Here is a 26,046-nt window from a genome sequence, read left to right as displayed (position 1 = left end):
GACGTTCGGCGCTCAGCGGAGGAACGTGTCGGAGAGCACGGTGAACAGCCACCAGCCGACGCCGAGCACGATGAACACCGCGGTGATCCACGAGAACCCGCGGCGCAGCCGGCGGCCCTCGCGCGCCACGCCGACCGGCGGGGGAGTCAGCAACGGAATCCCGGATGCCACCGGCGCCGGCGCCGGCGTCGCGGCGAGCCGTTCGTCGCGCCACCGCGCCCACTGTCCGAGCTTGTCGTCGATGGCATCCACCGTGCTGAAGATCCACTCCCACGTCGCGAGGTCCAGCGTCGACAGCTCGCGCCGCGCATAGAGGAACAGCCGGTCGTCGATGATCTCGACGTCGAGGGCCGCGGCGTTGTCGATGAACCGCGCCATGACGTCGGGCGTGAACAGGTACAGCGCGTCGCGCTCGTATCCCTTCGGGCAATACAGGGCGAAATGCTGGTCGAAGTCGCCCTCGAGGCTGAGTCGTTGGTCGCGCGAGAACGTCGTCGGCAGGTTCGACGCCCCGAACAGGCCGTTGTTGCCCACGGCATCCAGGACGATATGGGGGAGCGGGGTGTCGAGCCGCAGCTGGACGTACGCCCACTTGTGCGTCTGCTCGCTCTTTCCCGAGCCGGTCTTGTAGGTGTAGTTGCCGACCTCGACCCATCGGGGGCGCGGCCCGTGCACGACGTCGGTGGCCTCGCGGTCGTGGCCCTCGCTGAAGATCATGCCGGGCAGGTCGGGGTTCGGGACGGCCGGGAACCACGTCAACCCATTCGCCTCGGCGAAGTGCGCGAGGCGGTAACGACGTGTCGCGCGGCCGCGGAACAGCACGATGAGCGCGTAGCCGACCAGCGCGACCACCGCGACGAAGAAGAGCAGGAAGCCGATGCCCACGGGGCTGGGCCGCCCGTTGTCGGCGAGAAGCCCGAAGCTCACGACGGATGCCATCAGGGTGGCGGCCACGAGGATGATGCCCCCGACCAGCACGAACCCGATCGTGGTGACGACGGCGCTCGTCAGCTTCCCCTCCCGGCGCAGCTGCGCGGTGAACGCGCGGACGGCGGCACGGTCGACGGGGGCGGTCAGGGCCGAAGTGTCCAGGGGCATGCGGCTCATGTCCCCACGCTACCGAGCGGGATGCCGAGTACGCGGAGGGATGCCGGTGAGGACGGGTTCCGCGGGGGAGCGTGGCATCCGCTAGACTACGAAGGTTGTCTGGCGACGCCCATGCGCGTGTAAGCCCGAGACGACGTGCACCACACCCTCCTGCTGCCGGGAAATGCCCGTCAGCCGTTCTAGTCCGAAGGAGGTGGGTTAGTGACGCACCAGTACGAACTCATGGTCATCTTCGACCCCGAGGTCGACGAGCGCCAGGTCGCTCCGAAGCTCGACGGGTTCCTCAAGGTCATCACCAACGATGGGGGAACCATCGAGAAGGTGGATGTCTGGGGACGCCGCCGTCTGGCCTACGAGATCAAGAAGAAGAACGAGGGCATCTACGCCGTCGTCGACTTCACCGCCACGAGCGAGGCCACGCAGGAGCTCGACCGCCAGCTGAAGCTGAGCGAGCAGATCATGCGCACCAAGGTCCTCCGTGCCGAGGAAGCCATCGCCCAGGTTGCCGCCGAGGCGAAGCGCTCCGAGGAGAAGGCCGCCCGCAAGGCTGCCGCTCCCCGCAATGTCGAGTCCGCCGAGAAGGCTGCGAAGTAACGACGATGGCCGGCGAAACCGTCATCACCGTCGTGGGGAACCTCACGGCCGACCCTGAACTGCGGTACACGCAGGGCGGGCTGCCGGTGGCGAACTTCACCATCGCGTCGACCCCTCGCACGTTCGACCGTCAGGCGAACGAGTGGAAGGACGGCGAGGCGCTCTTCCTGCGCGCCTCGGTGTGGCGCGAATTCGCCGAGCACGTCGCCGGATCGCTGACGAAGGGTTCCCGTGTCATCGCGACCGGTCGCCTGAAGCAGCGCTCGTACCAGGACCGCGAAGGCAACAACCGCACCTCGATCGAGCTGGAGGTCGACGAGATCGGCCCCTCGCTCCGCTACGCGACCGCCCAGGTCACCCGTGCCGCCTCTTCGGGCGGCGGCGGTGGCGGCGGCGCGCCGCGCCAGCAGGTGCAGCAGGGCGCCGACGAGCCGTGGTCGACCCCCGGGTCGAGCCAGGGCGGCGCCGATGCGTGGAGCACTCCCGGTTCTTACGGAGACGACACCCCGTTCTGATCTCGCTACGCCTCACGGCGTGACGACCCCTGAAATTCCGGATGCCGAGCCCGGGCCCCGCAAGAGCCCCCGGCATCCGAACCCACACGAAAGAAGGAAGCATGGCTGGAAAGGCCACTGGCGACCGCCGCAAGCCGCGGAAGGGCGCGAAGAACGCAGCCCCCGCGAAGGCGATCCGCGTCGGCGTCATCGACTACAAGGACGTCGCCACCCTCCGCAAGTTCATCTCGGAGCGCGGCAAGATCCGCGCCCGTCGTATCACCGGTGTCTCCGTGCAGGAGCAGCGCCTGATCGCCCGCGCCATCAAGAACGCGCGCGAGATGGCTCTCCTGCCCTACGCCGGCGCCGGCCGCTAAGGAGCACCCGATGGCAAAGCTGATTCTCACGAATGAGGTCACCGGGCTCGGTAGCGCCGGTGACGTTGTCGAGGTCAAGAACGGGTACGCCCGTAACTACCTCATCCCCCAGGGCTTCGCTGTGTCCTGGTCCCGCGGTGGCGAGAAGCAGGTGGCGTCGATTCGCGCCGCTCGCGAAGCCCGCGCGATCCACGACCACGAAGACGCCGTGGCCCTGAAGAACTCGCTCGAGTCGACCACCGTCAAGCTGGCCGTCAAGGCCGGTGCTGAGGGTCGCCTGTTCGGTTCGGTCAAGACCGGCGACGTCGCTGACGCCGTCAAGGCTGCCGGCCTGGGCGAGCTCGACAAGCGCAAGATCCAGATCACCTCCTCGATCAAGTCGGTCGGCGAGCACGAGGCGACCGTTCGCCTGCGTGACGACGTCACCGCCGTGATCACCCTCCAGGTGGTCGCCGCGAAGTAATTCGCTCCAGATTCGGCCCCGGTCCCGCTTCGGCGGACCGGGGCCGTTCTGCGTTGCACGACCGTCATCTGCGGCTCCTAGGCTGAGCGGCATGACCGTCGATCGCGCACCCGGGCGCCCGCGGGTCGTGCTGTATTCGGCATCCCTCGTCGTTCCGATCACCGCTCCGCCGATCGTGGACGGGGCGATCGCCGTCGCGGGCGGCCGTATCCGCCACGTCGGCGACCGCGAATGGGTGCGGCACGAGCTGCGCCAGCGCGGCGTCGAGTTCGACGAGGTGCGGTGGCCCGGGTTGCTGACCCCGGGTCTCGTCAACGCCCACTCGCACCTGCAGTACACCGGCATGGCCGAGGTCGGCCGCGGGTCGTATCGCGGATTCGAGGAGTGGGCCGCGGCCTTCCAGCCGGTCTACGAGTCGGGGTTGGACTGGGCGGCGGATGCCAAGGCCGGCGCAGCACAGATGATCGCCGCCGGCACGACCGCCGTGGCCGACATCGTCACCGACGTCGAGGCGGCGTCGGCGCTGCACGACGCCGGGCTGCACGGCATCACCTACTGGGAGGTGATGAGCTGGACCAACGAGGCGTGGGCGGAGCGCGGGAGGGCCGAGATCGAGGCGCGACTGGATGCCCTGCCGTCACCTCCGGGCACGGGGCTGTCGCCGCACGCGCCGTACTCGCTCGATGTCGAGCCGCTGCTCGAGATCCCCGACATCGTGCGAGAGCGGGGGAGTCGCCTGCACATCCACCTCGGCGAGGCCGCGTTCGAGCGCGAGCACGGCGAGGCGCTGCCGTGGCGCGAGCGGCGGCCCGCGAGCTTCCAGGCGCTGCGCGATGAGGGCTTCGGCACCGGAGCGACGGAGTTCGTCGACGAGCTCGGCGTCCTCGGACCCGACTGCCACATCGCCCACGGCGTCTACATGACCGCCCGCGACCGCGCGACGCTGCGTCTGCGCGGAACGACGGTGGCGCTGTGCCCGCGGTCGAACGCCGTGATCGGTCTCGACGAGCCGCCGGTCGCCGCGTACCTCGTCGAGGGCAATGCGATCGCGGTGGGGACCGACTCGCTGTCATCGTCTCCGTCACTCGACCTCCTCGCCGACGTCGCGGAACTGCACCGTCTCGCCCGTCACCAGGGGTACGCGAACCGCGACCTGGCCGCGCTGTTGCTGCGCGCCGCGACGCTCGGGGGAGCTCACGCGATGGGGCTCGACACCGGACCTCAGCGCACCGGGTATCTCGCCGTCGGGGCCGTCGCCGACCTCGCATTCTTCGACATCCCCGCCGCCGCGGCCGACGACATGCTCGAGCATCTCGTCGTCGATGGGGCCGGCCGCGCGGCCGCGACCTTCATCGACGGCGACGCGCGTTTCGCCTCGTCCGCCTTCACCCGAGAGACCGGAGTGTCCCGTGACTGACGACCGTCCCGCCACCGCCCGACTGCTCGACCTCGAGCAGCACCCCGAGGGCGGATGGTTCCGCCGCATGTGGACCGGGACGTATGCGGTCGACACCGCCGCAGGCCAGCGTCCCGCGGCGACGTTGATCCACTATCTGCTGACCCCGGGGGAGCACAGCGCGTGGCACGTCGTGACGAGCGACGAGGTGTGGCTGTGGCACGGCCCCGGTCGGCTCGAGTTGTCGTTCGGCGGCGATGAACTCTCTCCGGAACTCACTGGCGCCGTGGTGCTCGGCGCCGACCTCGCCGCGGGGGAGCGGCTGCAGGCCACCGTCCCCGCGGGTGTGTGGCAGTCCGCGCGGCTCGTCGACGACGCCGAGGCGGTCGTGAGCTGCCTGGTCTCGCCCGGGTTCAGCTTCGACGACTGGCGCCTGGCCGACTGAGCTTCACGCCAGGCCCTCCTTCGGCGCGGGACGCATGGCATCCAGGCCCGTGATCCTGGGGTGGGGGAGGAGATTCGGCGAGGGGAGGACCGCGCGGAGGCGAACGGTCCTCCGCCGCGCGGAAGTCCTCCCGTCGCGCGGCGCCACCGCGTGCGGATCGCGGGTGGGGTGCGGCGGCGGGCCGAGTCCGGACACGCCAGGCACCGGATGCCACGCCCTCAATGAGCCGCGGCATCCGGTGCCCTGTCGGGAGAGGCCATAGCCCCCCCGACGGGTGTCAGGCGGTGAGGCGACGGCGGGCGATCAGCACCCCTCCGAGGCCGAGCATGATCAGCGCCGCGTTGAGCAGGCCCCACATGATGCCGTCGTCGAGTCCCGTGACGGCCAGCGCGCCGTTGTTGCCCGAGGCCATGGATGACATCGCCGAGACGGACGACACCGAGGCGACCGAGCCGGTCACGCCCGAGGTGCCGAGCGTTCCCGGCGTTCCGGGGGTGCCGGGTGTCCCGGGGGTTCCGGGCGTTCCCGGGGTTCCGGGGGTGCCGGGGGTGCCGGGGGTGCCGGGGGTGCCGGGCGTTCCCGGGGTTCCGGGGGTGCCGGGGGTCCCCGGTGTTCCGGGGGTGCCGGGGGTGCCGGGGGTGCCGGGGGTTCCCGGTGTTCCGGGGGTGCCCGGGGTGCCGGTCTCCGAGCCGTCGGTGGTGCTGTCGCCGATGACCGAGACCGCGTTCCCGCCGATGGTGACGGGGAGGCTGATCGGGATGATCAGCTGGTTGCCGCCCAGGATGCTGTCGCCGCCGTCGGTGGTGACGTCGCCGATCAGGCCGCCCGTGCCCCCGCCGGTGGTGGTGGCGTCTTCGGAGGTGCTGTCACCGATGCCGGAGACCGCGTTGCCGCCGATGGTGACGGGGAGGCTGATCGGGAGGACCGCCTGGTTGCCGCCGAGGATGCTGTCGTTGCCATCGGTCTCGATGTCACCCACGGTGCCGCCGGTGGTGCCACCCGTGGTGGTGGCGTCTTCGGTGTGGCTGTCGCCGATTCCGGAGACGGCGTTGCCGCCGACGGTGACCGGGATCGCGATGGGCAGAACGGCCTGGTTGCCGCCGCCGATGCTGTCGGTTCCGTCGGTCGAGACGTCGCCCGAGGTGCCGCCGCTGGTGCCGCCCGTGGTGGTCGCGTCCTCGGTGTGGCTGTCGCCGATGACCGAGACGGCGTTGCCGCCGATGGTCACGGGCACCGACACGGGCAGGGCCGCCTGGTTACCGCCGAGGATGCTGTCCGATCCGTCGGTCTCGACGTCGCCCACGGCGTCGCCGGATGTCTCGCCGCCGGTGGTGGTGGCATCCTCGCTGTGGCTGTCGCCGATGACCGACACGGCGTTGCCGCCGACGGTCACGGGCACCGAGACCGGAGCCTCGACCTGGTTGCCGCCACCGATGCTGTCGGTCCCGTCCGTCGAGACGTCGCCGACCGGCGCGGGCGCCGCCTCTTCGGCGGGTGCCGACGTGTTGGCATCCTCGGTGTGGCTGTCACCGATGACCGACACGGCGTTGCCGCCGACGGTCACGGGCACGTCCACCGAGACGAGGCCCTGGTTGCCGCCGAGGATGCTGTCGCTTCCCTCGGTGGTCGCATCGGGCGACGGCTGCGACGCGGGTGCCGAGGTGTCGGCATCCTCGCTGTGGCTGTCGCCGATGACCGAGACGGCGTTGCCGCCGACGGTGATGGGCAGGTCGACCGAGATGATCGCCTGGTCTCCCGAGAGGAGGCCGTCGGTGCCCGACGTCTCCGCGGCATTGGCCATGCCGGCTCCGACGACGGCCAAGCCGCCGCCGATCAGCGCACCGAGGATGGCGCGCGAGTAGATCTTTCGCATGAGAGTTCTCTCCTGAGGTGTGAATGAGGTGCGCGGAACGCGCGGGGGACCGTCTGTCGTGCCGGGGCACGACGCGGACCGCCTCAGTCAGGGGAGACGTCGGTGGCGAAGGTGGGAGCGCCGGGGAGATCGTCGTCGACGGGTGCGCTGCGGAAGAGAAGAACGAAGGTCGGCGACCCCGTGCGGTCGTCGAGGCGCGCGGCCGTCGGGCCCGTGCCGCCGGACGAGAGGGATGCCGAAGCCGAGCCCGGGATGCCATCGCCCAGGCCGTACGTGACGGGCATCTCGGCGGGAAGTGGCGTGCTGTGAACGGAGCTCTCGACCAGGACGGTGGTGGTGGCCGCGGCGAAGGCCGCGGCGGCCGTCCGGACAGCATCGGTCGTGGCGGGCTTTGCGGCGCTCGCCGCGGGGACGGGCGCCGACGCGGATGCTCCCGGCTCGGGTGCGACAGGGACCGCCTGCTCGGTCGGCGTGGCGCCGGGTCCGGGCTCGGCGGGCGTGGCCGGCTCGACGCCGTTGCCCGGGGGAGTGGGCAGCAGCGGGTGGTCGCTGCCGCCGGGAAGGGGCGGCAGCAGGGGGTTGGTGGAGGGCGCGGTTCCGACGACCGCCGGGACGGTTTCGTCGACGGTGTCGACCACCCCGGTCACGACGTCGTCGAGGCCGATCCCCGACACGACATCGCCGACCAGGGGAACCGAGACCACGGTGTCGACAACAGGGTCCACGACCGTTCCGACGAGGTGTGAGGCGGCGACGTCCGAGACCGTGTCGGCAACGGTGTCGACCGCGCTCGTCGCGGTCTCATCGACGTGCTCGACGACCGCGTTCACGGCATCCACTGTGCTCTCGGTGATCGTGCGGACGGGTTCGCTCACGGGCTCCGGGATGACCTCGACGACCGGAGCCGTCACCGGCTCGACGGCCTGGACGACGGATGCCACGGTGTCGACGACTCCGCCGACCGCGCCGGTGGTCTCGTTCACGGTGTGCGAGACGGCGCCGAGGAGGCCTGAGCCGGGCTCGTCGTTCGCCGATGCTGATGAGGTGGAGAACGTGAGCGAGAGGAGGACCCCCGCGAGGGCCGCGAGGAACGCCAGGCCGAGCACACGAAGCGCCGGTATCGCGCTCCGCCGGGCCGCGGCATCCATGTCTGACTCCCCAAAGTCGATCGACGTTGATCTATGACGCGCGACTCTACGCCTCGGAGCCGGAGGAGGACAGAGTCACAGGAAACGTGCAGCTATCGGGAGATGGACACTGCGTAACGCAGCGACACGCCGCGGGTGAATGTGACTTGACACGAGGCGGGGTTGCCAGTAGCTCTTGGCCCCAGTTCTCCACCGGGTTGTACACACCTTTTTGTCAAGTCCGAGAACCTTCAACCCGGGCTTCAAACAGGATTCGCACAGGTTTCCTGTGGACAGATAAATGCCTGGTCGCGGCCTGATTCGCGAAGGAGATTCCACATCATCCACGGAGTTGTCCACAGGAGTTGTGCACAGCAATCGCGGCGTTTCTCGCAAGCTGTCCACAGAGTTATCCACAGGGTCATTTGCGTGGAGGAGGGGTCGTCCTTAGCGTGGGTGCATCCCATCGGAGCAGCGCGTCAGCGCAGGGTCGCCGATGTCGGAGGTCGGTGATTCGATGCTGTCCCGAGATCGTGATGCCGAGTTGTTCCGTGCGCTTTCTGTGCGCGAATCGGCCCACGGGGGCGTGCGTCCGAAACGGAGAAGGAGTGCCTGTGTCGATTGCCGACATCGCCGACGAGCGTCTCGGGGGGTCCAAGCCCCGGCCGGAGCGCACCCCGCCGCACGACATGCTCGCCGAGCAGAGCGCGCTGGGCGGCATGCTGCTCTCGAAGGACGCGGTCGCCGACGTCATCGAGACGCTCCGCGGGCCCGACTTCTACGTGCCGAAGCACGAGCTGATCTTCGAGGCCATCCTCACGCTCTACTCGCACGGCGAGCCGACCGACGTCGTCGCCGTCACCGACGAGCTCATCAAGACCGGCGAGCTGCAGCGCGCCGGAGGTGCCGACTACCTGCACACCCTCACCTCGATCGTGCCGACGGCCGCGAACGCCGGCTACTACGCGTCGATCGTTGCCGAGCGTGCGTTGCTGCGGCGTCTCGTCGAGGCGGGCACCCGCATCGTGCAGATGGGCTACGCGGGCGAGGGCGACCCGACCGAGCTCGTCAACAGTGCGCAGGCCGAGATCTACAACGTCTCGGGCGACGACAGCGCCGAAGACTACGTGCCCTTGACGGTGGCGGTGGATGCCGCGGTCGACGAGATCGAGGCCGCTCGCGGCCGTGATGGGTCGATGACCGGCATCCCGACCGGCTTCGCGGGGCTCGACCAGCTGACCAACGGTCTGCACCCGGGTCAGATGATCGTGATCGCCGCGCGCCCCGCCATGGGTAAGTCGACGCTCGCGCTCGACTTCGCCCGTGCCGCCGCGGTCAAGGCGAACATGCCGACCATCTTCTTCTCGCTCGAAATGGGGCGCAGCGAAATCGCGATGCGTCTGCTCAGCGCCGAGGGCGCGATTCCGCTGCAGAGCATGCGCAAGGGAACCCTCGACTCGCGCGACTGGACGACGGTGGCCGCCACGCGCGGTCGTATCAACGACGCTCCCCTCTTCATCGACGACAGCCCCAATATGACGCTCGTCGAGATCCGCGCGAAGTGCCGTCGCCTCAAGCAGCGCGAGGGTCTGAAAATGGTCGTCATCGACTACCTGCAGCTGCTCACGAGCGGTAAGCGCGTCGAGTCGCGTCAGCAGGAGGTCAGTGAGTTCTCGCGTGCGCTGAAGCTGATGGCGAAAGAGCTTCAGGTTCCCGTCATCGCGCTGTCACAGCTGAACCGTGGTGCCGAGCAGCGCGCCGACAAGAAGCCGGCCCTGTCCGACCTGCGTGAGTCGGGCTCGATCGAGCAGGATGCCGACATGGTGGTCCTCCTCCACCGCGAAGCCGCGTACGAGAAGGACAGCCCCCGCGCCGGCGAGGCGGACCTGATCGTGGCGAAGCACCGTAACGGGCCCACCGACACCATCACGGTGGCGTTCCAGGGGCACTATTCGCGGTTCGCGGATATGGCGCCGGGTATGTGATCGACTGTGTAGGTTCTCGGCGAAGATGGCGGATTCTCAGATGAAGTGGCGGACAAGTGGCGGATCCGTCATGTTCTTGAGAACGACGTCTGTAGACGGACGCGAGGCGCCGTATGTGCCGGGCGGAGGTTTCGGTCCTCGATTGGCCCCGCAAACTCCGCGACGTCCGTCGAGCGAGTTGCGAATTTCGCGACGTCACGGGGGGCGACGATTCGATCGCCTGGTTCTCGCGAACCGAGTGAGTGTCGGTGGAACGGCGTATCATAATTACACGTATGTAATTCCACCAACACCACGCCGGCGGTGAACGAGATGACTGATGGCTCTTCTGATGCGGCTGGGCGTGGGGCTGACGTGGTTTGGGCCGGTCGCCTGCAGGTCCTCGCCTTGGACGGTGGCGGCGCGAAGGCGTTGTTCACTGCCCACGTGTTGGCCCAGCTCGAGGAGGACCTCGGTGTTGTTGTTGCGGACTCGTTCGACCTGATCGCCGGTACGTCTGCGGGTGGAATCATCGCGCTCGCACTAGGCGCCGGGCTTCGTCCCGCGGAGATCGTCGAGCACTACGAGCTGCTGATCGAACGGGTCTTCCCGCATTCGCGTCGCCGTGTGTGGCGTCGCGGCCGTCAGTTGTTCCGGCCGGTGTACGACGCCGACGCGCTGCGCGCCGCTCTGGCCGGAGTGTTCGGCGATCTTCGGGTCGGCGACAGCGGGAAGCGCCTGGTGGTGCCGTCGTGGGATGTGCAGTGGGGAGGTGTGCACGTCTTCAAGACGCCGCACCATGATCGGCTCCGACGCGATTGGCGGACTTCGATGGTGGATGTCGCGAACGCGACCGCTGCGGCCCCGCTGTACTTCCCGGCTGCGCGGGTGGGTGGGCTGCGTTTGATCGATGGTGGCGTGTGGGCGAACAACCCGTCGGTGGTTGCGATCGCGGAAGCGACGAGCATGCTCGGCGCGTCGATCGGCAACGTCCGTGTTCTCAACGTCGGCACGATGGAGCCGGATGCCTCACACGGGAAGCATCTCGACGAGGCTGGTCTGCTCGGGTGGGCGAAGCCGGCCGCGTCCATGATCTTGAACGCGAGCAGCCGGGGCGGTCAAGGGATCGCCGAACACCTCGTCGGTAAGCAGAACTACGTACGCTTCGACGCCCCGACTCCGAGGGGTGCGTTCGCGCTTGACGCGGTGGACCGCGACGACGTGGTCGGGTTGGCGGCGTCGGCCAGCCGGATTCTCAGCCCGACGTACCAGGCGCAGTTCGCCGCGCACCGCGCCGCGGCTTACACACCTGCCTTCTCGATCCCTACCCGAACGGGATCGACATCCGAGAATCAACCGGAGGCCCACTGATGCAGCTCGCCGACCACTTCGATGTCCTTCTAAAGGACACCGTCAACCTCAGCCAGTTCAAGCTGGAGACTCTCGAGACGAGGGTGGACGCGATCTACGCGGCGATCGCCGCGGATGCGACGATCGGGGCGATGATCCTGGGGAAGACCCCGCAGGGATCGTGGGCACATCGCACGATCATCCAGCCCCAGAAGGGGAAGGAGTTCGACGCCGACTTCATGCTCGACATGGAGGAGAACCCGGACTGGTCCACCAGCCCGAAGACGTACATCGACGAGGTCTACTACGCCCTGAAGCGGCATCCGAAGTACGGGCAGATGCCCCTAGCCCGCAAGTGCCGGTGCGTGCGGGTCTCGTACGCGAACGACATGCATGTCGACATCGTCCCGCACGTCATCCTCTCCGGCTGGCGGGAGGTGATCGTGAACCGCGACGAGAACATCTGGGAAGACACCAACCCGCAGGGGTTCACGGACTGGATGAAGAAACAGGACCAGATCGCCGGCGGCAACCTGCGCCGCGTCATCCGCCTCATCAAGTTCCTCCGCGATCACAAGAACTCCTTCACCGGCACCCGATCGATCCTGCTCACCACACTCCTCGGAGAGCGGGTCAGCGAGCTCAGCAAGATGAGCGACCCGTCCTGCTACAGCAACCTCCCCACCGCGCTGCGCACGATCGTCACGGATCTTGACGAGTGGCTGCAGGCTCGACCTAACCGGCCGTCAATCGCCGACCCGTCAGGATCAGGAGTCACTTTCGACCACCGGTGGTCCGATGAGACGTACTCGTACTTCCGGGACCGCATCCACGTCCACGCGGCCGAGATCGAGGACGCCTACGCCGAGCCGGACAAGGACCGCAGCGTCCAGAAGTGGCAGGCGCTGTTCGGCGACGGCTTCAAGGCACCAGCCGGCAGCGGCCCTGCGAAGTTCGCCCCGGCCGCCCCGACGAAGGAGACCACAACGGGGAGGTCGGGGCGCGCGGGATGACCAAGCGAAAGCAGCCGACCTTCGCGCCCTGGCAGGTGACCCAGCTGCAGGAACTACGGGCACTCGCCAGAGCACGCCCGCACGAGTTGCGCTGCGGTGCGGCGAGCGAGGGACCTGAAGGTGATGCCTGCGTCCCGATCGAGCTGAACACCGACACGATCGAGCACGCCGCGAACGGGTTGCAGCTGCATGGCTGGGAGCCTTTCGTGCTGCGCATCCCGACCAGCCCCTTCTCCCCCCGACCGTGGAAGTCACCCATACCCGCTTCCTCGGGTTCCCGCACGTGTTGCAGGGGCGTCGACTGTGCATCTACCTGGACCCGTCCCGCGAGTGGCACCCACAGAGCGGGGTCAGCGCGACCTTGAACCGGCTCTGGGGGTGGCTTGCCGAGGCCGCCGCGGCACTGTTCGATCCGTCCACGGCCATGTACCACGCCGTTGGCGGGGTGCTGCACCGCACCCAGGGCACACCGACGATCGTCGCCCGCGATGATCTCCCGGCGCTGCGCGTGACGACCGCGACGCTGCACCGACGAACCGACGCACGGTTGGATCTCACCTGGCGTAACCGTGGCGAGATGATCGTGCCGGTGGTGCGACTGCTCTCCGACCTGCCGTTTGGTGCGACCGAGTCGTTGGTGCCGTTGCTATACCTGATTGACTACCCGACCGCGGACGTCGCGACACCCCGCGCGTTCGGACCGGTGCGCCGCCATGCCCCGCTCGGTCCGGCGTTCACGACGATGCTGATCGCCGCCGCTCTGCGCAGCCCCGCGGATTCGCCTCAGTACTTCGTCCTCGCCGTCCCGCACGGTGCGGGCGGGCCACCGCATCTGCTCTGCGGCCGGCTCACACCCGCTGTCGCGAACGCGCTGCGCAAAGTCGGCCGGACGCGGGGCACGGCGCTGGACCTGAATCCCACCCTCCTCGACGTCGAGGTGCCGATCGAATGGTGCAACATGTCTGATGAACGAGAAGCCGTCACCACGCGACGCGACGTGGACCGTCCCGTCAACGGGTTCGCAGGAAAGTCCGTGCACGTGTGGGGGTGCGGAGGTCTCGGATCCTGGATCGCCGAGTTCGTCGTCCGGGCAGGGGCCCGAGAGATCACGATTTGCGACCCGGGTGTCGTGACCGGTGGGTTGCTGGTACGGCAGAACTACACCGAGACGAGCATCGGCGAGACCAAGGCCCAAGCTCTCGCCACACGGCTGCGGTCGCTTCGTGACGACATCGTCGTCCATGTCGCCGCCGGCGCGATCCCCGAAGACCTCAGCGCCGCGCTCGACGCGGACATCGTCATCGACGCGACGGTCAGCAACGCCGTGACGACCCTCCTGGACGCCACCGCAGAGGTGCCGGACCGTCGGGCGGTGATCGCCCAAGTCGCCACCGATGTCGCGTCCGGCACCCTTGGGTTGGTCACGATCTGCCCGTCCCGCGCTGGGTCGCCGTCGTCTGTGGACGACCGGGTGGGTCGGGTCGTGGGCGCCGATCCGGCGCTCGAGCTGTACCACGGGTTGTGGCGGGACCCTCTGGCCGGTGATGAGATCGTCCCCACCCGGGGATGTTCGGTGCCGACCTTTCATGGTTCCGCTGCGGACTTGGCCGCCGTGGCCGGAGTCCTCACCAGCCTGATCGGCACACACCTCGCCGCAGACTCCTCCACCGCCGGCGCACACCTGATCGCGTTGCCGCACGCCTCAGCAGGACCCCGACATCATTTCGTCCCCGTGACTGCCGCGGACATCAGCGAGGGGCTCGCTGCCTGACCGGAGCTAGTCTCAGGTTGCGTTTTGCCGCGTCGGCGCGGATGACTCTCCTGTCGGAGATCCATCTGCAGCGATCGCACCGGCGATGTTTGCGCGGGCGTGGATGACTAGGGCCCGAGGTCGTGGGCTTTCGTGTTGCGGCGTTGGGGTTGCCGACGCTCTTACGGCAACGAGGGGCGGCGCCGCGACATGCGGACGGCGGGCGGCGGACGCTTAGGAGGCCGCGCGCTCCGTTGTCGCCTGTCGATCCGCGGCGTAGCGTCGTGCCGCTTCCCACCAGTAGTTGTCGCGGATCCGGTAGAGCAGGGTCCGCTCCCCCGGAACGCGGCCAACGAATTCGAGGAAGTGTGCGTCGCGGAGCTTGTGGATCAGCGGGTGAACGATGCTCCCCAGCAACCCGGTCGCTTCGACGATCTGCTTGGGTGAGAAGGTTTCGCCTTCGAGTGCGGCGATCTCGATGACGACGGCGTTCATGTAGCTGTTGCCGAAGAACAGACGGGACTCCTCCGGTGCGATCGGCTCCACTATCGTCATGCCCCGAGTTTCGCATAGGTCGCCGACGCCCGGCACCTACGCGAAGGTGATTCTGAGGCATTCTCCTTCCGGTGTTGTCTACCTGACCTACACAACTTGACTCCGCTGGTTTCGAGCGTACAGTGAATGTGACATTCACTGAAACGTATGTCACGTACTACGTAAACGCCGTTGCCACAAGTGCGATTCGGTACGACGTGACTTACGTAATTGCGTGGGATTCGTTCATGGTTGCTTGTGTCGATAGGCCTCCAGGATGGCCGTATGTCCACAGATCGGTCTCCCGCGAGTGGTAGTTCGGGTGAGGTCTCGCGCCGGGTAGTCCTCGGCTCGTGACGGGGGCAGAGGCAACCATTCGGATCCGCAGGTCCGACGATCGCGTCGACGTCAGTGACCTGCGTGATCTTCGTGTTCGTCAGTTCGACACGGCGGTGCCGTGGCGGGAGTTTCGCTGGTACCGCAAGCAACGGCACTTCTCTGGCTCCTACTGGTCGGCGACGATGGAGGCGCCGGTCGGGTACGAATCGCGGCTCGAGTACGCGAACCTCTTGTTGGCGGACTTCGACCCGCGGGTGGTGTGGATCTTGTCACAGCCATTCTTGGTCGACGGAGATGACCGAGGCACGGCGCGGAGGCACGTTCCGGATTACCTGCTTATTCACGCCGATGACTCGGCGTGAGTGGTCGACGTGAAGCCCGCCGAGAAGCTGTCGCGACCAAAGGTTCACAACTCGTTGGCGTGGTCCCGGCGAGTCATCGAGGGGCACGGCTGGGAATACCGGGTGCAATCCGAACCCAACCCCGTGATGCTTGCCAACGTGCAGTTCCTCGCGGGCTACCGGCGCCGATTCCAGTTTCCGGACGCCGAGGTTGCCGCCGCGACCGGCACTCTCCACACTCCTCTCACCCTTGGAGAGGCGGTGCGAGCCGTAGCTCCTATAGAGGGTGACATCAGGTTCGCGCGTTCCCTCGTCTTGCATCTGCTGTGGGTGCGGCATCTGAACGCCGACCTGACTCGGCCCCTGTCGACCGCCAGCCTTTTGACGCCATCTTCCAGAGAGGACCAGTCGGGATGAAGAAGACATGGACGGTTGCCCCGGGCGCACAGCTCGTCTACGACGGCGAAATGTGCACCGTCGCGGAGATCGGGGATGGAGCGGTCATCGTCCGCACCGCGGACGGGAGTACTCGCCGGCTGCGGATGCTCGACGTGCTGCGGCCTGCTTCGGAGGGCGGTACCGCGCACGTCCCGGGAAGACTTCCCGATGACGAAGAGTCGCAGCCGTTGATGCTCGTCTGGTCTGATGCGACCGAGTCCGCCCAGGCGGCCGCCCATGAGCGCGCCGATCATGTCCGCGAGGTACTCACCGGATACAGATCGGGAAGTCGAGAGATCGCCCGTGAGGGAGAACCGCGCTTTGAGTACCACCCACAACGTTCATTGGGAGAACGGCAGACCGCGAAGGCCAAGGAGCTCGGCATCGGGACGCGGACACTGGAACGCTGGGTATCCCGCTACCGCGACACCGGCGAGGCGGGCCTGATCGACACCCGCAGGTCTCGGACGGGCGCGGCCCTGACGAACTTCGATCCGCGCTGGGTCGACGCCGCCCGGACCGTGATCGATGAACAGGGCAACCAGTCCAAGGTGCAGAAGAAGATCATCCTCGCCCGCATCGCCGCCCGCGTCGAGCGCGTCCACGGACCCGAGGTCGTCACCCTCCCGTCGACCGCCAGCGGATACCGGGCATTGGACGAGCTCTCCCGAGGCCGAGCAACGTTCTCCGGGTCCACGAAAGCCAAACGATCAATAGCGAACCGGCCCTCCGCCCCCTACGGCCGCCTGACAGCGACCCGCCCGGGCGAGTTCGTCCTTCTGGACACCACCCCGCTGAACGTGTTCGCCGTCGCACCGGTCACCGGAAAGTGGGTGTGCGCGGACCTCACCGTCGCGATCGACCTCTACTCGAGGTGCATCCTCGGACTGAGACTCACGCCGGGTTCCACGAAGTCCATCGACGTGTCCGGCGTCCTCGCCGAAGCTATGCAGCCCTTCGAGATCCCGAAGAGCTGGGGCACGCCAGCTCGTTGGCCGTACCACGGGCTCCCCGACACGGTGCTCGTCGACCCCGCCCGCACCGGTGTTGCCCGGTTCACTCGGGCGGGCATCCTGCCGGAAACGATCGTGATCGATCACGGCCGCCCGTTCCTGTCCGAACACGTCACCACGGCATGCGCTCGGCTAGGAATCTCGATCCAGCCCGCCCGCATCTACCAGCCGACCGACAAGAGCCCGGTCGAACGGTTCTTCCGCACCCTCGACTCACTCCTCCAAGAGCTCCCTGGCTACAAGGGCGCTGACGTGTCCGGTCGCGGCGACGACATCGAGGCTGAGGCGGTGTACACGGTCCCGCAGTTGGAGCAGATCATCCGCGAGTGGATCGCGACGGTTTATCACCTCCGGCCGCACGATTCCCTCGTCGACCCTGGGTTGCCCGGTGTGAAGATGAGCCCTGCACAACGGTACGACCAGGGCCTCGCGGTGGCGGGGGCGCTGCGGATGCCGGCAGACCGGAACGTGCTCCTGGAACTGTTGCCGGTGGTGAAGCGGCAGTTCAATCACTACGGGGTAGAGATCCACAAGCTGCGCTACACCGGTGATTCCGTCGCGAAGTACCGCAACCGTGCCCGGTCGATCCACCGTGACAAGGGCACGGAGTGGCCGTTCGTGGTGAACCCGGACGACCTCACCAAGATCTACTTTCACGACCCGGAGGATCACACCTGGCACACCCTCGAGTGGGAGCATAAAGGCAGCTTCGACACGCCCTTCAGCCTTGACGCTTTGGAGTACGCGAAGAAGATCGCGGTTCGCCAGGGTCGTCCCTCACGGGTCGACGATGTCGCGGCGCAGCTGCTGGAGGACTGGGGCGCCGGGCGTGGGTTGACCCCTTCGGAGCGGCGTATGAGCGCCCGGATGGCCGCCCAGCTGAATGAGCGGGAGCCCGACCCAGACGGGGTGTGGTCGCTGCGCACGGTCCAGCGGCTGCTGGACGCGGAACTGTCGAGCTCATCTGATCTCGCCACCGAGCTCAGCGGCCCCATGCAGGACCCCGGTCGTCGGGTGGCCTCGCCGGACACCGGCGATGACGACGATGAGGACGACATCGACGAACCAACCATCCGCGCCGATTATCACTTCGAACCGATGGAGATGCTCCGATGACGTCCCCAAGTGCGCAGACGCAGCTGCCGCCCCGTCAGCGCAGCCTGTCCACCTACGAGGGCTGGACGGACTTCGCTGACCGTCCACCCCGCACTCGCCCCATGAAGCTCACCCGCCTACAGCTGGATTCGTTGCCGGCTCGCGAACGCGCGGCGTACGACCTGGAGCGGCGAGTTTGGCATGCGAACATCCTGCTGCGCACCCGGCAGGTGGAGGACATCGAGGTGCAATTGGCGGACATCCTCGACTCGAACCTGCAGGACTCCGACCGGGTCAAGTCCGCCGCAGCGATTGACGCGCCGCCAGCGTTGGGGAAGTCGACCGTGGTGAACAACTTCGGCCGGATGTTCCATCAGCAGCGGAACGCGGAGGTCGGGGACTGGTTGGACCCGGACAGGGATATTCGGCACTTGCCGGTGTGCCACGTCACGTTGACCGGGCGGCTGACGATCAAAGGGCTGCACATGATGATCCTCGGCTTCTACGCCCACCCCGCCACCGCCGGCATCCTGCACCGGTCGATGGCCGGCCGTGACCTGGCGCGGGCGGCAGCGGAATGCATCGAACGACACGACACCCGGCTGGTGATCATCGACGACCTGCACTTCCTGAACATGCGCACCCGTGACGGAGTCGAGGTCGCCAACCAGCTCAAGTGGCTCGCCAACGAGTACAACGCCACCTTCCTGTTCGCCGGCGTCGCCCTGCGCGCCCGCGGCCTGGTAGGTGAAGGTGAGACCGGGAGGGAAGCGGCGATGGCACAGACATTCCGCCGGTGGACGGTGCTCGGGTTGAGCCCGTTCACTCTCGCCCACAAACGCGGCAGGGAGGAATGGGGCCGGTTGCTATTCGGCATCGAACAATCCCTCGTCCTCACCGACGCTCGCCCTGGGATGCTGGTGGACCTATCGCGGTACCTGTTCGCCCGCACCACTGGAAACATCGGCTCCCTGATGGACCTGATCCGCCGCGGCGCATCTCGCGCAATCCGCACCGGCCGGGAATCCATCGACCGCGAACTGCTCGACGACATCCGCATCGACGAAGGCGCCGAAACCGAACGACGCGAGCTTGAGGCCAAGCTCGAACAGCAATCGCGAACCCAGAAAGCACACCGCCGCCGCAAGAATCAGGACGCAGAGGCGGCGACCGCATGACCACGACGACGGCAACGCCCTCGGATCAGGTGCGGGTACTGCCGTTCCGAGTGCGGCCGCTGCCGGATGAGCCGTTCGACTCCTGGCTGGAGAAGATGGCGGCCACCTACGGGGCAACGATGAACGAGATGGCTTGCGCACTCGGCCTCATCGAGCAGCAGAAAGGATTGGCGGTCTCCGCGACTGCATGGATGGCGGACATGTGGGCCACTACCCTCACCGCCGACCAGGCCTCCCGACTCGAAGCGTCGACGGGCATCCCCACAGATCAGTTCCATGAGATGACCAGGATGAGGTTTGCACGCCACGCGATCCGTTTCACCCGGCAGGGGCGGATAAGCGCGCAATGCCCGGCTGCGGGAACTACGGGACGATACTGCCCCGAGTGCCTGGTCGACTCAGGTGGGCGATGGCGGATGTCGTGGCAGTTCCCGTTCGGGTTTGCGTGCGCCCGCCATCGTCGCCTGCTCGTAGATCGATGCCGCGCATGCGATCGTCCCGCCCGGCAACGCGCTCACCCGCTCGCCCTCGTTCCGGTTCCCGGCCGCTGCCACAACCCGATCCCGGGTCCGCAGAGAGGCCCCCAGGCCAACCGATGCCGGGCAGACCTCACCGACAACCCGACACCCGCTCCCGTCCCTCGCGCCGTGTTGGAAGCGCAGCGGGCGATGATGCGGATCATCTCCACCGGGAGCGCACGGTTCGGGATCTACGTGGGCGCACCGCAGCCAGCAGTGGCCGTGCTGGAAGACGTCCGGCTGCTGTCTCGCATCGCACGGAACGCGATGGTCGCTGACGACGGCATCGATACCGGCGCGCTCGGGGAAGATGCCGTCCAGCTGTTCCGGGCGAGCGAGGATTGGACCCCGGCCGTCCGGGCGCGACCGGAGTCCGCAGTTGGGGCGGCAGCCGGTACCACCCTCGCGCTGACGGCATTGGCCAACCCTGAGACCGTTGCTACCCTCCTGCGGGGACGCGTCGCGCAGAGCACGTCGTACACAGCCAACACCCCGCAACTACAGACGCTCATCGCCACCGCGCTGGGGCGACGCCGCCGTCCTACCGTGTTCCTGCAGTCCGCGCCACCTTCCGGGATCGGGCCGGCCGAACGCGCCCGGACGGTACCCGCACAGCTGTGGGACGAGTGGATCGCCCACCACGCGCCGCTCCGCGTGACAAACGAGATCGCGGCATCAGCACTGGCGGCGGCTGTCGTGTTCACCGGCACACGGCTCACACACTCCGCAGCCCTCGCTCTGCTCGATCCGGACGCACCGGTCCGGCAAGTCACGCACGTGATGCGTGACCTCGGCCGCAGCGCCCACGACGTCCACACGCTCCACGCGATCCTCCGGTTGGTCGCGTTCCTGGACACCCACGACGTGCCCGTGGACTACACCCGGCGCCGCTCCCTCGATTACACCGGACTGCTACCAGAAGCCGAGTGGCGGGAATCGTGCCGGGCGGTGGGCGTATCCGCGGGCGGCGGACGGCGGTGGCGGGTGGCTCGTGCGTTCCTGTACCGGACACTGTCCGGCAACCCGCTCCGCACGCTCCCGGCCGAGTGGGGAGCTACGGGAGTCAGCACACGATCCGTCGCCCGCTTCGTGAAAGCGCTGCCGCATGAGGGCCGCCTCCGGCTAGAGCAGATCGCCGCCGACTTCCTCATCGCCAACGGCATCCACGAGCCGATCACGTGGTGCCCTCCCGTCGCCGACACGGCCCGGACGGAAAGCGCGCAAACCGCCTCAACCCTGTGGCCGCCGAGCCGCCCAGCGCGAACAGCTGCCATGAAGTCCAGCTCGCCAGACGACATGGTGCGGGCGTACACGGCAGGAGCGTCGACGTCCGAGATCGCTGCAGATGCCAACGTGTCCCGGCAGACCGTGAGTCGCATACTCGCCGACGCGGGCACCCAAACCCGTCGAGGACGACCCCGCACCTTCACCCCTGATCCTGTCTGGTTGCGCGAGCAGTACGAGACGCATCAGCACACCATCGGGCAGATCGCACGCATCGCTGGATGCAGCGAAACGACAGCCAACCGCCACCTACGTGCCGCCGGCATCGACCTCAGACCACGTGGAGGACGGCATACATCATCCCAACGACGAGGAACGGGATCGGCCGATGCTCGGATATGACGCATACGTGTACGAGATCGCGGCCGGTGTCTCCGCAGAAGACATCGGTCGGATCGCACTCGAATCGAACGAGGAAAGAACAATCCACCTGAATGCGGTGATCGCCCGCCGACTCGCGTACGTCCCATACCGGACCTGGGTCGACCATCTCCTTGAGTCAGCGAAAGATGGACGTGCGCAGATTCTCCACGACGGCGGCTACCCGTACGTGTTCTACGCGACCGGCGCCGACATCAAGATCAATTTCGCTGTGTCTGGAAACGAGGAAGTAGCGAACCTCGCAGACGCAACTCGGTACCTGGTGGAGGCGTGGGACCAGAGCTGAACCTGGCCGGGCGGGTGTCTAGCGGAATCTAGCTGTGTCTACCGTTTCCGTAGACCTGATTAGACATAGCTAGAGTTCGTCGAGATCGATCCCGAACTTCTGGGCAAGTTCGGCGAGCGGGATCTCCTCACTGTCGGCGGGACGTTCCCGGACGATGCGGGCGATCTCTTCTTCCTCCGCTGCATCCTCGGCATCCGCGATCGACTCCAGGTCGCCGACAAGTACCTCGATTGACGTGCTTTCCGCGGTCGCGCGGCGCCGGATCTCGGCGGCGGCGTGCGCGAGGGTGTACATCCGCTCCCACGGGTGCTCACCGTGCCGAAAGGTGGAGATTGTGTCGCGCGTATAGCTGCGTTCGTCTCCGGGGACGAGCCAGCGTTCGGAGCCGTCCGAGGCGAGGAAGAAGTCTACGTAGCAGTTCCCGCACGGCATCCGGTAGACGCCTGGTTCGGTGGGGGCGGACTCGGTGTTTCGTTGAATCATGTCGTCGATCGCCTGCTCCCAATCAACCCCGTGATCATCGTGTGACATGCGAAACCCTTCCTAAGCAGAACAGAGCAGTCTGTCACCCGGGCACGGCCGCGTCCACACCCTCCACCGCGACTGCAGCAGAGTCGAACTCGAGGATGTATGCGGACGTGCTGTCGCCTGCTCGTGCTACCCTAAAGTCATCACGATCAGCCCGCTCGCCTCACGGCTCGGGCTGATTTTCTTTGTACCGTGGGCATGATGGTCGAGTACACCAAGCCCTGGCTGTCGGTGGACGCCCAGACCGACAAGCTCGTCAGCCGCGGCATCGAAATCGGCGACCGCACCGAAGCGACGAAGCTGCTCCGAGCGGTGGGGTACTACCGGTTGACCGGCTATCTGTACCCGTTTCGGCGTTCCGAACGATACGAGAGCGACGACGGAAGATCCCGGGTTCGGGTGCTCAACGAGTACCTGCCCGGCACCTCCCTCGCGCATGCCGCCAAGCTGATCGACTTCGACCGCGCACTGCGGATGCTGGTGATGGATGGTGTCGAGCGAATAGAGGTGTCCCTCCGGATGGAGATCGGGTACGTACTCGGCGAGGGGTCCCCGTTCGCGCATCGTGACGCGGACACATTCGTCTCCTCGTTCACCGAACTATATGAGGACCCCGAGACCGGCGAGGAGACGAGCAAGCATCGGGAATGGTTGCGGCGAGTGGACAGTCGGCTGGGCGGGTCGGATGAGACGTTCGTCGCCCATTTCCGGGAGAAGTACGACGGTCAGATGCCGATCTGGGCGCTGACCGAGGTGTTGGAGCTCGGTCATCTCGGTCGGCTCTACGGCGGGCTTAGCAACTCGCGCGCCACGAAGATCGCGCACGCGTACGCGGTGCCTTCCAAACGAGTGATGGCCAGCTGGATTGCCAGCCTCAACTATGTGCGCAACGTCGCCGCTCACCATGCGCGATTGTTCAACCGGAAACTGGTGGTGGCTCCCAGCCGGCCGGGCGTCGGCGTGGTCCCCCTCCTGGACCATCTCCGTGACGAGGAGTCGTCGAAGGCTGTCTACGGCCTCTACAACGCCCTGGCCGTCACCGCCTATCTCCTTCGTTCGATCGACGCCAAGTCTGGGTGGCCGCGGCGACTGGTCACACTCCTGGACACCTTTCCCGCCGCGAAGAACTTCTCGGTCGACGCTCTCGGCGTGCACCCGCGATGGTCGGAGATGGATCTCTGGCGCGAATAGCGACCTCCATCGGTGGCCCGCTCACACTCCCGCTGCCGGAGCGGTGACGCGCGGACGCAGGACGAGACGGGCTGCGCGATCATCCACGCCGCGACATCTCCCCGTGCTGCGCACCCGGTTGCGGGATTCGCGAAGCTAGGCACATGCCGAACACACGACACGCACCGCTATCAGAGGGCGTGGTGACGGCGATCGCCGACGCTCTCGGCGAGACGAGCATCGGGCTGACGGGCTCGGAGATCGGGAGGATTCTGGTGCAGCTGGGTTTCGATGATCCCGGCCCCGACATGACGAAGCGGCATCGCCTCGCGGTCGCGCTGATCAACCAGCAGCGCAAGGACAACGCAAGCAACGGCATCATCCGCTTCGTGGCCGAATCCATGTCCATCGGCCGCTACCTGGGCAGGCAAGAACGATTCGAGGAACTGAGGGATGTCGTAGACCCGGCACTGTCGTTGGCTGGGCTCCGTATCCGAGACGACGGCCGCGTCGCTCGTCTCGGACGCAAGGCGACAACATTCGATGAAGTCGCCGCGCTCACGGGTCGGCTCCTCGCCGAATCACAGCGTCGTGGCGTGCACGACCAAGTCCTCGCATACTGCCGGGAGGAACTGATCCGGCAATCGACCTTCCACGCCGTCTCCGAGGCAGTAAAAGGTGCGTGCGACCGGCTTCGCACCATGACCGGGCTCATCCTGGATGGTTCGGAGCTGATCGATGCGTGCTTTTCGTCGTCCAAGGGCCGGCCGCTGGTGACGATCAACGACTGGGAGACGAAGTCGGAGGCCAGTGAACACACCGGGTTCGCGAACCTCCTCAGAGGGGTGATCGGAACATTCCGCAACCCGACCGCGCACGCACCCCGGGTGGCGTGGCCCGTCAGCGAGCCGGACGCACTCGATGTCTTCTCCACCCTGTCGTACATCCACCGGCGTCTCGACGCGGCCCGCACTCGACGACCCTGAACCGCTGCCACCTACGGTGGAATCGCGGAACTCTTCACCAAATCCAACGGGAACCTACACTGAGCTCTCGGGCGCCGTCCTTCTGCGCGACGGACCGCCAGGGTGAGGGTTCTCGATAGGAGCTGCAATTTCCACCGGCGGCGGGCGGACGGGCTATTCGTTTTGTCCGATGGGTCGTGTGTACCGGCATCTCGGGCTGTTCGTTGCGGCCACGTCACCGGCATGTCCGACCAGCTTGACGACTACATCACCCGGCCAGGGCTGGGACGTCGGTTTGATGGGTGGTGGCGGGGCGCCACCAGGCGGGCGCTCAACCTTCAAGCCGACGGGACGCGCGGTCAGCGTGTCTGCCGGGGATGGTGAGGAGGGCGACGGAGCCGATCACGATGGCGGTGCCGGTCCAGCCGAGCACGCTCTGGGTCTCCTGCAAGAGCCCGACGGACAGGACGATCCCGAAGACGGGCACGAGAATCGTCCATGTTGTGAGGATGTCGAGCCGGGACCGTTGCGTCTCCGCGTACCAGGCGACGGTGGTCGCGGCGGTGCCGGCCAGGGACATCCACAGCAGGGAGAGCACGAATCCCGCCTGGAGTCCCGCGGGGTGGTGGTCTTTCGGGCCCGCGGCGTCGTGACCGCGACGGGGTGAGCCATCGTGCGATGGTCAGTGAGAACGACCAAGAACTCACACAGAAAGACGACACCGCACGATGGCTCTTGACCAGTCTGCCCTCCTCGAGCTGCTCGGGGAACTGAAGCTCACCGGCACCACCGACCGCATCCGAGCCGCGACCGAGCGGCTCTACCAGGAGCTGATCGACGCGGAGACAGCCGCATTCATCGGCGCCGCCCCCTACGAGCGCACGAGCGAGCGCACGACTACCCGCAACGGTTCCCGGCCGCGGGTGCTGTCGACCACGGCTGGGGATCTGGAGTTGCGGATCCCGAAGTTGCGGCAGGGGTCGTTCTTCCCGTCGCTGCTGGAGCGGCGCCGCCGGGTCGACCAAGCCTTGTTCGCGGTCGTGATGGAGGCCTACCTCCACGGCGTCTCAACCCGGAAGGTCGATGACCTCGTCAAAGCGCTCGGCGCTGACACTGGCATCTCGAAGTCCGAGGTGTCCCGCATCTGCCAAGGGCTCGACGCCGAGGTCGCATCGTTCCGCGACCGCTCGCTGTCTGACATCGCCTACCCCTACGTGTTCCTCGACGCGACCTACTGCAAGGTCCGCATCGACCACCGTGTCGTGTCCCAGGCGGTCGTCGTCGCGATCGGCGTCGCCGCTGACGGGCGGCGGGTCGTGCTGGGCTTCGATGTCGGAGACAGCGAGACCGAGGAGTTCTGGAAGCAGTTCCTGCGCTCGTTGAAGACACGAGGTCTGGGCGGGGTGAAGCTGGTGATCTCCGACGCCCACGCCGGACTGAAGAAGGCCGCAGCGACCGTGTTGCAGGGCGCCGCCTGGCAGCGCTGCCGCGTCCACTTCATGCGCAACGTCCTGACCGCCCTCCCGAAGGGCCGGCAGGAGATGGTCGCCAGCGTGATCCGCACGATCTTCGCCCAACCCGACGCCGAGCACATCGATGCCCAGTTCGACGAAGTCGTGCGCATGATCGAGCGCGTCCACCCCAAGACCGCCGTGATGCTCACCGACGCCCGTGACGACATCCTCGCGTTCAAAGCGTTCCCCGCCCGGCATTGGCGACAGATCTGGTCCACGAACCCGCTGGAACGCCTCAATCGGGAGATCAAGCGCCGCACCGACGTCGTTGGCGTGTTCCCGAACAACGCCGCCCTGCTCCGCCTGGCCGGCTCCGTCCTCGTCGAGCAACACGACGAATGGGAAGCCGCCGACCGCCGCTACTTCTCCGAAGCCTCCATGACCGAGCTCACCGCGACCACCCCCACCATCGACGAGGCGGTGATACTCCCCGAGATCACCGCCGCCTAAACTAACGACAGCTGATCATCGCAACGAAGCGAAAGACCACCACTCAAACGGACGCGGCC

At 67.2% G+C, this 26,046-nt stretch carries 25 protein-coding genes and 1 pseudogene; 20 read left to right on the top strand and 6 right to left on the bottom strand.

Annotated features, from left to right (window positions below; genetic code table 11):
- Positions 1-12: 12 nt before the first annotated feature.
- The gene (locus ABC271_RS01015) at positions 13-1,107 is read right to left on the bottom strand and encodes a hypothetical protein (protein WP_412923061.1); all 1,095 of its coding nucleotides are present in this window, start codon (positions 1,105-1,107) and stop codon (positions 13-15) included.
- A gap of 201 nt (positions 1,108-1,308) precedes the next feature.
- On the opposite strand from ABC271_RS01015, the gene rpsF reads away from it, so the two are divergent.
- The 6 genes from rpsF to ABC271_RS00985 all read left to right on the top strand — a co-directional run bounded on the left by rpsF (position 1,309) and on the right by ABC271_RS00985 (position 4,876).
- Positions 1,309-1,701: a 30S ribosomal protein S6 gene (gene rpsF / locus ABC271_RS01010; protein WP_412923060.1), complete on the top strand. Its 393-nt coding sequence runs from the start codon at positions 1,309-1,311 to the stop codon at positions 1,699-1,701.
- Between the two features lie 5 nt (positions 1,702-1,706).
- Positions 1,707-2,216 (top strand): single-stranded DNA-binding protein, encoded by a 510-nt coding sequence (locus tag ABC271_RS01005; protein ID WP_412923059.1) that lies wholly within the window; start codon positions 1,707-1,709, stop codon positions 2,214-2,216.
- A gap of 101 nt (positions 2,217-2,317) precedes the next feature.
- Complete coding sequence (gene rpsR / locus ABC271_RS01000; RefSeq protein ID WP_013584646.1) at positions 2,318-2,572, top strand: 30S ribosomal protein S18; 255 nt, start codon at positions 2,318-2,320, stop codon at positions 2,570-2,572.
- A 10-nt stretch (positions 2,573-2,582) separates the two neighbouring features.
- Positions 2,583-3,035 (top strand): 50S ribosomal protein L9, encoded by a 453-nt coding sequence (gene rplI, locus ABC271_RS00995; RefSeq protein WP_138177627.1) that lies wholly within the window; start codon positions 2,583-2,585, stop codon positions 3,033-3,035.
- A 91-nt stretch (positions 3,036-3,126) separates the two neighbouring features.
- Positions 3,127-4,452 (top strand): amidohydrolase family protein, encoded by a 1,326-nt coding sequence (locus ABC271_RS00990; protein WP_412923058.1) that lies wholly within the window; start codon positions 3,127-3,129, stop codon positions 4,450-4,452.
- Entirely contained in the window at positions 4,445-4,876 is a 432-nt protein-coding gene (locus tag ABC271_RS00985) for a cupin domain-containing protein (protein WP_412923057.1), read from the top strand. The genes ABC271_RS00990 and ABC271_RS00985 overlap by 8 nt, the downstream gene beginning before the upstream one ends.
- A gap of 277 nt (positions 4,877-5,153) precedes the next feature.
- Here the strand turns inward: ABC271_RS00985 and ABC271_RS00980 are convergent, their stop codons facing one another.
- Together ABC271_RS00980 and ABC271_RS00975 are read right to left on the bottom strand one after the other, a co-directional pair.
- Positions 5,154-6,749: a chaplin family protein gene (locus ABC271_RS00980; RefSeq protein WP_412923056.1), complete on the bottom strand. Its 1,596-nt coding sequence runs from the start codon at positions 6,747-6,749 to the stop codon at positions 5,154-5,156.
- A gap of 83 nt (positions 6,750-6,832) precedes the next feature.
- Positions 6,833-7,897, bottom strand: a complete 1,065-nt coding sequence (locus ABC271_RS00975; protein WP_412923055.1) for a hypothetical protein — start codon at positions 7,895-7,897, stop codon at positions 6,833-6,835.
- A gap of 593 nt (positions 7,898-8,490) precedes the next feature.
- Here ABC271_RS00975 and dnaB point away from each other — a divergent pair.
- The 4 genes from dnaB (at position 8,491) to ABC271_RS00955 (ending at position 13,974) form a co-directional block, all read left to right on the top strand.
- On the top strand, positions 8,491-9,861 hold the full coding sequence (gene dnaB / locus ABC271_RS00970) for a replicative DNA helicase (protein WP_412923054.1): 1,371 nt from the start codon (positions 8,491-8,493) through the stop codon (positions 9,859-9,861).
- A 354-nt stretch (positions 9,862-10,215) separates the two neighbouring features.
- A complete protein-coding gene (locus ABC271_RS00965) occupies positions 10,216-11,211 on the top strand; it encodes a CBASS cGAMP-activated phospholipase (protein ID WP_412923053.1) in 996 nt (331 codons plus the stop codon).
- The gene (locus ABC271_RS00960) at positions 11,211-12,203 is read left to right on the top strand and encodes an SMODS domain-containing nucleotidyltransferase (protein ID WP_056518837.1); all 993 of its coding nucleotides are present in this window, start codon (positions 11,211-11,213) and stop codon (positions 12,201-12,203) included. Before ABC271_RS00965 ends, ABC271_RS00960 begins: the two co-directional genes overlap by 1 nt.
- A 244-nt stretch (positions 12,204-12,447) precedes the next feature.
- Positions 12,448-13,974, top strand: coding sequence for a ThiF family adenylyltransferase (locus ABC271_RS00955; RefSeq protein WP_412923052.1), 1,527 nt, complete (start codon positions 12,448-12,450; stop codon positions 13,972-13,974).
- Positions 13,975-14,187: 213 nt separating this feature from the next.
- Here the strand turns inward: ABC271_RS00955 and ABC271_RS00950 are convergent, their stop codons facing one another.
- A complete protein-coding gene (locus ABC271_RS00950; RefSeq protein WP_156454721.1) occupies positions 14,188-14,508 on the bottom strand; it encodes a hypothetical protein in 321 nt (106 codons plus the stop codon).
- A 332-nt stretch (positions 14,509-14,840) separates the two neighbouring features.
- On the opposite strand from ABC271_RS00950, the gene ABC271_RS00945 reads away from it, so the two are divergent.
- The 7 genes and pseudogenes from ABC271_RS00945 (at position 14,841) to ABC271_RS00915 (ending at position 21,360) form a co-directional block, all read left to right on the top strand.
- Positions 14,841-15,188 carry a TnsA-like heteromeric transposase endonuclease subunit gene (locus tag ABC271_RS00945; RefSeq protein ID WP_412923051.1) on the top strand — a complete coding sequence of 116 codons (348 nt, stop codon included), beginning with the start codon at positions 14,841-14,843 and terminating at the stop codon, positions 15,186-15,188.
- On the top strand, positions 15,189-15,584 hold the full coding sequence (locus ABC271_RS00940; protein WP_412923050.1) for a hypothetical protein: 396 nt from the start codon (positions 15,189-15,191) through the stop codon (positions 15,582-15,584).
- Complete coding sequence (locus tag ABC271_RS00935) at positions 15,581-17,734, top strand: helix-turn-helix domain-containing protein (RefSeq protein WP_056518834.1); 2,154 nt, start codon at positions 15,581-15,583, stop codon at positions 17,732-17,734. Before ABC271_RS00940 ends, ABC271_RS00935 begins: the two co-directional genes overlap by 4 nt.
- 101 nt (positions 17,735-17,835) lie before the next feature.
- Positions 17,836-18,891, top strand: a complete 1,056-nt coding sequence (locus ABC271_RS00930; protein ID WP_162237841.1) for an AAA family ATPase — start codon at positions 17,836-17,838, stop codon at positions 18,889-18,891.
- Positions 18,888-19,349: pseudogene (locus ABC271_RS00925) on the top strand (TniQ family protein); the annotation flags it as partial. The gene ABC271_RS00930 and the pseudogene ABC271_RS00925, both read left to right, overlap by 4 nt.
- A gap of 189 nt (positions 19,350-19,538) precedes the next feature.
- Entirely contained in the window at positions 19,539-21,035 is a 1,497-nt protein-coding gene (locus ABC271_RS00920; protein WP_412926187.1) for a hypothetical protein, read from the top strand.
- A 7-nt stretch (positions 21,036-21,042) separates the two neighbouring features.
- Positions 21,043-21,360: a hypothetical protein gene (locus tag ABC271_RS00915; protein ID WP_156454719.1), complete on the top strand. Its 318-nt coding sequence runs from the start codon at positions 21,043-21,045 to the stop codon at positions 21,358-21,360.
- Between the two features lie 69 nt (positions 21,361-21,429).
- Here the strand turns inward: ABC271_RS00915 and ABC271_RS00910 are convergent, their stop codons facing one another.
- Positions 21,430-21,891, bottom strand: coding sequence for a hypothetical protein (locus ABC271_RS00910; RefSeq protein WP_056518829.1), 462 nt, complete (start codon positions 21,889-21,891; stop codon positions 21,430-21,432).
- 198 nt (positions 21,892-22,089) lie between these two features.
- On the opposite strand from ABC271_RS00910, the gene ABC271_RS00905 reads away from it, so the two are divergent.
- Together ABC271_RS00905 and ABC271_RS00900 are read left to right on the top strand one after the other, a co-directional pair.
- On the top strand, positions 22,090-23,079 hold the full coding sequence (locus ABC271_RS00905; RefSeq protein WP_056207437.1) for an Abi family protein: 990 nt from the start codon (positions 22,090-22,092) through the stop codon (positions 23,077-23,079).
- Positions 23,080-23,258: 179 nt separating this feature from the next.
- Positions 23,259-24,044 (top strand): TIGR02391 family protein, encoded by a 786-nt coding sequence (locus tag ABC271_RS00900; RefSeq protein WP_412923049.1) that lies wholly within the window; start codon positions 23,259-23,261, stop codon positions 24,042-24,044.
- A gap of 310 nt (positions 24,045-24,354) precedes the next feature.
- On the opposite strand, the gene ABC271_RS00895 is transcribed toward ABC271_RS00900, so the two are convergent.
- Positions 24,355-24,621, bottom strand: coding sequence for a hypothetical protein (locus ABC271_RS00895; protein ID WP_459564427.1), 267 nt, complete (start codon positions 24,619-24,621; stop codon positions 24,355-24,357).
- 130 nt (positions 24,622-24,751) lie between these two features.
- Between ABC271_RS00895 and ABC271_RS00890 the strand changes: the two genes are divergently transcribed.
- Positions 24,752-25,987, top strand: coding sequence for an IS256 family transposase (locus ABC271_RS00890; protein WP_046746337.1), 1,236 nt, complete (start codon positions 24,752-24,754; stop codon positions 25,985-25,987).
- Positions 25,988-26,046 lie beyond the last annotated feature (59 nt).

The sequence above is a fragment of the Microbacterium canaveralium genome, from assembly GCF_047238045.1.
Lineage (GTDB): Bacteria > Actinomycetota > Actinomycetes > Actinomycetales > Microbacteriaceae > Microbacterium.
This window is presented reverse-complemented; position numbering and strand designations above follow the sequence as displayed.